At 59.6% G+C, this 277-nt stretch carries 1 protein-coding gene; it reads left to right on the forward strand.

What is annotated here, in order from left to right; all coding sequences use genetic code 11:
- The coding region (locus UXI14_RS18120; protein ID WP_335967380.1) for a hypothetical protein at nucleotides 1-277 on the forward strand (277 nt) is incomplete at both ends.

Genomic DNA, 277 nt, shown 5'->3' on the forward strand with positions numbered 1-277 from the left:
CGGGTACTATCGGCACGGACCAGACGCTTTGTTACGGGGAGACCCCTGCGGCGCTTACTTCTACTGCCGATGGCAGTGGCGGGGGGACCCTGAGCTATCGTTGGGAGTCTTCGACCACGGATGCTACCAGTGGCTTTACTGCCATAGCTGGGGAGACGGGGTCGGGCTATGTTCCCGGTCCGTTAACGCAAACGACCTATTACCGGCGGGTTACGCTCACCAATGAAAACGGTATCGACTGTGAATCGGCCCCCACTGCTGTGGTAACGCTCACGGT

The sequence above is a fragment of the Galbibacter sp. PAP.153 genome, assembly GCF_037029175.1.
GTDB classification, from domain to species: Bacteria; Bacteroidota; Bacteroidia; order Flavobacteriales; family Flavobacteriaceae; genus Galbibacter; species Galbibacter pacificus.